General features: G+C 71.6%; 3 protein-coding genes and 1 pseudogene. 1 reads left to right on the top strand and 3 read right to left on the bottom strand.

What is annotated here, in order from left to right; translation table 11 throughout:
• Positions 1-55: 55 nt before the first annotated feature.
• Positions 56-817 carry a diacylglycerol kinase gene (locus tag E1265_RS32665; protein ID WP_132934578.1) on the bottom strand — a complete coding sequence of 254 codons (762 nt, stop codon included), beginning with the start codon at positions 815-817 and terminating at the stop codon, positions 56-58.
• Between the two features lie 137 nt (positions 818-954).
• On the opposite strand from E1265_RS32665, the gene E1265_RS32660 reads away from it, so the two are divergent.
• Positions 955-2238 carry an adenylosuccinate synthase gene (locus tag E1265_RS32660; protein WP_132934577.1) on the top strand — a complete coding sequence of 428 codons (1284 nt, stop codon included), beginning with the start codon at positions 955-957 and terminating at the stop codon, positions 2236-2238.
• A gap of 119 nt (positions 2239-2357) precedes the next feature.
• Here E1265_RS32660 and E1265_RS39980 read toward each other — a convergent pair whose 3' ends face one another.
• Both E1265_RS39980 and E1265_RS37515 read right to left on the bottom strand, forming a co-directional pair.
• Positions 2358-4520 (bottom strand): serine/threonine-protein kinase, encoded by a 2163-nt coding sequence (locus E1265_RS39980; protein WP_243741275.1) that lies wholly within the window; start codon positions 4518-4520, stop codon positions 2358-2360.
• A 252-nt stretch (positions 4521-4772) separates the two neighbouring features.
• Positions 4773-5744, bottom strand: a pseudogene (locus E1265_RS37515) (hypothetical protein); the annotation flags it as partial.

Below are 5744 nucleotides of genomic sequence, written 5' to 3'. Positions count from 1 at the left end.
GTTCTCGGGTGTGGGTTCGCTCATGCGTCAACCGTAGGTTGACGCCCGCCGATTGTCAACCCAAGGTTGCGCTTCTTGGTCGGGGGACCGTCAGCCGCAGCGCGCCGGGACGCACCGTCCAGGTGCGCGTCCTCGTCGGGCCCAGGTCCACCGCGTTGGCCCGATAGCTGAACGCCGCCCCCGCCGGCCCGGAGACCGTCACCGAGGTGGCCCGCGCGCTGGTGTCCGAGCCGTCCGGGCAGTGCCGCACCACCACCTCGGCAAGACCGTCAGCCGCCCGCACCGACACCCCGGACACCGGCCGGTCCACGTCGGCCAGCAGCCGGCCGTCCGCCTCCACCCGCAGCCGCTGCCGCACCGGGTGCTTCGCGCGCCACCACAGCGCCGCCGCCGAGGCCCGCGGCCTGGGCGCCGGAATGCCCAGGGCTCCTAAGACCACGCCGCCCGCGTCGTCCGTCAGCACGTCGAGCCGCCGGTCGGCGCCCGTCAACACGGCGCGTGACGCCGCCACCGCGTCCGTCGGTACCCCGAGCGCCCGCGCCACCGCCACCGAGGGCCCCGGCCCCACCGGCACGATCCCCAGCGGGCTCGCCGCCAACTCGCCCCGGCTGTGCAGCACCCCCACCGCGCGCAGCAGCGCCCGGTCGTCGCCGACGATCACCACCCGCCGGTCGCCGCGCCCCCGCAGGGCGTGCGTCATCCCCTGTGACCGGTCGAGCACGCACACCTTGACCCCGCTCGCGCCCGCGCACAGCACGTCTCTGGCGATCCGAACCGATTCCCCATCCGTCTGGCGGGCCGTCGGGTCGATGACGATGAGCACCTGACTGTCGCCTCCCGGCTGCGTCTCCCGTAAGCTCTCTGTGCAAGAGCCCCTGTCGCGATTGCGCCAGGGGTTTCGTCGATCCGGGGCAGCCTTTGCGTAGATGCCCCGCTCGGAAGGGGTGTACGCCTGTGCCCGCACTTGTGCTGCTTGGTGCTCAGTGGGGTGACGAAGGCAAAGGCAAGGCCACCGATCTGCTCGGCGGCTCGGTGGACTACGTCGTTCGCTACCAGGGCGGCAACAACGCCGGCCACACGGTCGTGGTGGACGACCAGAAGTACGCCCTTCATCTGCTGCCATCCGGGATCCTCTCGCCCGGCTGCGTTCCGGTCATCGGCAACGGGGTCGTGGTCGACCCCAAGGTGCTGCTCGAGGAGCTCGGCGGCCTCGCCGAGCGTGGCGTCGACACCTCCCGCCTGCTGCTCAGCGGCAACGCCCATTTGATCACGCCCTACCACACCACCCTCGACAAAGTCTCGGAACGCTTCCTCGGCAAGCGCAAAATCGGCACCACGGGGCGCGGCATCGGCCCCACTTACGCGGACAAGATCAACCGGCAGGGCATCCGCGTCCAGGACCTCTTCGACGAATCGATCCTGCGCCAGAAGGTGGAGGCGGCCCTGGACCAGAAGAACCAGGTGCTCGCCAAGCTGTACAACCGCCGCGCCATCGCGACGAACCAGGTCGTCGACGAGCTCCTCGGCTACGCCGACGCACTGCGGCCCTTCGTGTGCGACACCGTGCTGGTCCTCAACCAGGCCGTGGACGAGGGCAAGGTGGTGCTCTTCGAGGGCGGCCAGGGCACCCTGCTCGACGTCGACCACGGCACCTATCCGTTCGTCACCTCCTCCAACCCCACCGCCGGCGGCGCCTGCACCGGCGCCGGGGTCGGCCCGACGAAGATCAGCCGGGTCATCGGCATCCTCAAGGCCTACACCACCCGGGTCGGCGCCGGGCCCTTCCCCACCGAGCTGCTCGACGAGGACGGCGACGCGCTGCGCCGCATCGGCGGCGAGTTCGGCGTCACCACCGGCCGCGACCGGCGCTGCGGCTGGTTCGACGCGGTGATCGCCCGTTACGCCACCCGGGTCAACGGGCTCACCGACTTCTTCCTCACCAAGCTGGACGTGCTCACCGGCTGGGAGCGGATCCCGGTCTGCGTCGCCTACGAGATCGACGGCCGCCGCGTCGAGGAACTCCCCTACAGCCAGACCGACTTCCACCACGCGAAGCCGATCTACGAGTACCTGCCCGGCTGGAGCGAGGACATCACCAAGGCCCGTTCCTTCGAGGAGCTGCCGGCCAACGCCCGCGCCTACGTGAAGGCCCTCGAGGACATGTCGGGCGCCCCGATCTCGGCGGTCGGCGTCGGCCCCGGCCGGGACGAGACCATCCAGATCAACTCGTTCCTGTAGGCCCGGCGGGACGGGACGGGACGGCCGAGCCGGCGAGGATGCCGGCAAGGGCGAGGGCCGGGTGGTGATCCGATCGGATCACCACCCGGCCCTCGTCATTCACGCCATGGCCGGTCGGCTCAGCTGCTGGTGTTCTGCGCCGTGAACTCCGCCTCGGACTGGCCGAGCCGGAAGAACTGGATGGCCGACGCCCGGCTGCCGCTGCTCGGCTCCTGCCAGCTGAGCCGGTAGGCCGGGAGCGGGTCGCAGCTGCCGCTGGTCACGTTGGAGGGAGCGACGTAGATGGTGGTCTGGTTCAGACCGCCGCTCATCAGCGGCATCTCCCAGGCGCAGCTGCCGTCCGTGCTGGTGACCACGAACGCGGTCTCCCCCGGGTACGACGTGGTCTCCGGGTCGAACTGCAGCTCACCGGAGGCGAAGGTCTCGGTGTAGATCGCGTACGGCATGCCGTCCCGGCCGGGCTCCTGCTCGGACGGGGTCAGCTCGGCCGACCAGTTGCCGCTCTCCCAGTGCAGTGAGGTGCCCTGCATCGTCAGCGTCTGCTCGCCGAACGGGTTGCAGGTGGCGCCGGACGGGAAGGTGTTCGTGACGCCCGAGCCGTTCACCACCATGCCGCCGCTCGCGGACACCAGGGTGGCGCCCTCCACGCACATCACCGAGTCGAGCAGGCTGTACTCGGTGGCGACCTGCTGGCCCGCGGCGCCGTCCGTGATCTCGACCCGCAGCACGAACGGGTCGCCGTTGCCGCCGGTCACCTCGCCCACCCAGGCGCCCGCGTAGCCGGGCGGGACGACCGCGTTGGGGTCGGGCTGCGTCTGGTCGCCGTCGTCGGTGCCCTCGCGGGTCGGCTCGGTGTCCGGCTGGTCGTCGTTTCCGCCCGTGGGGCCCTGCGACGTCGTCTGGTCGTCGCCGTCGTCCGCCTCGTCGTTCTCGTCACCGCCGCTGACCACGAAGATGGCCGTGACGGCGATGATCGCGACGGCAACGACGGCCGCGACCGCGATCCACACCGTGTTGTTGCGCTTGGCCGGGCCCCCGGGCGCGCCCGGGTAACCGCCGGTGCCGTACGGGCCCTGTGGGCCCTGCGGGCCGCCCATGGCGTGGGCCTGCGGATAGCCGTAGGCGGGCGTCCCGCCCTGCTGCGGGTAGCCGTACGCCGGGGTTCCTGGCTGCTGCGGTTGCTGGAAGCCGGGCGGCGGCACCGCCGACGTCATGGTCGCCATCGCGTTCACGTTGGTGCCGGCCGGCGGCACCGGGCTCGGCGGCGGCGTGTTCGGGGCGAAGGCGGTCGGCGTCGGCTGGGCGCCGGGCGGCAGCGGGGTGACCGGCGGGCCGGCGGGCATTGCCGGCGGCGGCTGGTTGGTCGGGAACTGCGGCGCCTGCATCGGGTCCTCGGAGTCGAGGAGTTCGACGGCGTGCCGGCCGAGTTGGGCGACCAGGGCGCCGGGCAGCCACGGCTCGCCGCTGTCGTCGGGGATGTCGGTGTACTGGTGCAGCTGGTCGAGGGTGGGGCGCTGGCTCGGGTCCTGCGCCAGGCACGCCTCGATCAGCCGGCGTATGTTCTCCGGTACCCCGTCCAGGTTGTACTGGCCCTGCACGATGGCCAGCATCAGGGCGGTCATGGAGGAGTTCGCGTCGCCGAACGGGGTGCGTCCGGTGGCGGCGAAGGTCAGTACGGAGCCGAGGCAGAAGATGTCGCTGGCCGGGGTGAGGGTTTCGCCGCGGCACTGCTCGGGTGACATGAAGCCGGGGGAGCCGACGGCGGCGCCGGTGCGGGTGAGGCCCTCGCCGCTCTCCAGGGCGCGGGCGATGCCGAAGTCGATGACGCGGGGGCCGTCGATAGTGATCATCACGTTGGACGGCTTGAGGTCGCGGTGCACGAGGCCGGCGCCGTGGATGTCGCGCAGCGCCTTCACCAGGCCGTTGGCCAGGATGAAGAGGGTGCGCTCGGGCAGCGGCCCGTAGGAGTTGGTGACCACGTCGTGCAGGGAGGGTCCGGCGACATAGCCGGTGGCCACCCAGGGGGTGGCCGCCTCGGTGTCGGCGTCGAGCACCGGCGCGGTCCAGTCGCCGCCGACCCGGCGGGCGGCGTCGACCTCGTGCTGGAAGCGCTGCCGGAACTCGGGCTGTGCCGCCAGCTCGGGTTGGACCAGCTTGACGGCGACGGTGCGGCCGCGGTCGGAGCGCGCGAGATAGACGCTGCCCATTCCGCCGGCGCCCAGCTTCCCCAGCAGTCGGTACTGGCCGACCCGTGTCGGATCCGTCGGCCCGAGCGGCTTCATGTGAACTTCTCCTCTTTCGCCCCCGTGCACCCCGGCGGGTCACCGGAGCGGTTGGCACGCCCTACTCTCGGAACTCGCGAAGAGGGACCGGGCGGGTGCCGCACCCGGTTCCCCCTGTGACTATCACGTTGTACTCATGCGACCGGTTCGGCGACGGACCCGGTCGTGTACCGTACCCCGTTCGATTCCGGCCGCTGTCACGGGGGCGCCGGAGGGGTGTGACGGGCGTCACGACATCGCGCAGGGGAACGGTCAGTTGGCGCGCTGGTACCTGGCCGGGTCCTCGTCCGGCTCCTCGAGCCAGACGATGTTGAGGGCGCCGTTCTCGCCGTCGCTCCACATCCGGAAACCGCCGTCCGTCCAACAGCTGTCACTGTTGCCGTCCCCGGCGAGGGTGTCGGGGCCCATGATCACCTCGTCCCCTCCGACCTGGACCAGCCGGTTCTCCCAGGTGCACTCGTAGTCGTCGGTGGTCTGGTGGAACGTCATGACGACGTCACCGATCGCGCCCTGGGTGACGGTGATCTCCGAAGTGCCGCTGCCCTCGTCGTTCTCCCACTCGTAGCGGTAGGTGCCGACCAGGTTCTCCGGGACGTTGGCCTCGCCGGTGGCGTCGGCGCGCTGGAGGGTGGCCTGCTGGTCGTTGTAGGTCCAGGTCAGCTCGTCGCCGCTGCCGGAGAGCTCGAGCGTCTGGGGCGTGGCATTGTCCCGGCAGGACTCGTTGACCTCGCTCGCCGGCACGCTCCAGTCGTGCAGCTCGGTGAACTCCAGGCGCTGGTCGAAGGATTCGAGCCGCACCTGGAACGAGCAGAGCACCTCGTTGGTGATGGTGGTCGCGGTGCCGACGATCTCGCCCTCCCCGCCCTGGCTGATCTCGAACCGCAGCAGCTTGTCGAGGCCGCTTTCCGGCTCGTACCTGCCCTGCCAGGCGCCCAGGTACTCCTCGTCGATCGGCGTCGAGTCGCCGCCCGAGCCGCGCAGCGCGAGCCCCACCACCACGGCCAGCACCACGAAGGCGGCGCCGAGCGAGGCGAGCGCCCAGCGGCGGGCGTTGTTGCCGCCGCCCGTGGCACCGGCGGATGCCGCCGGGCCGTAGCCGGCGGGCCCGAAGCCGCCCATGGACGGCACGGAGGGCGCGGGGACGGGCGCCGGCGTGGGCGGCGGGTGGTGCGCCGTGTTGGGCATCGAGTAGGGGGAGGGCAGCGGAACGGGGCGCTGCTGGGC

Origin of the sequence: Streptomyces sp. 8K308 (assembly GCF_004348315.1) — a bacterium.
Lineage (GTDB): Bacteria > Actinomycetota > Actinomycetes > Streptomycetales > Streptomycetaceae > Streptomyces.
Note: the sequence above shows the minus strand (reverse complement) of the source record. Positions and strands in the feature narration are given on the sequence as shown.

Excerpts from the sequence above, each read along its gene's own strand:
- E1265_RS39980 (WP_243741275.1), bottom strand. The coding sequence starts at position 4,520 with ATGAAGCCGCTCGGGCCGACGGATCCGACACGGGTCGGCCAGTACCGA.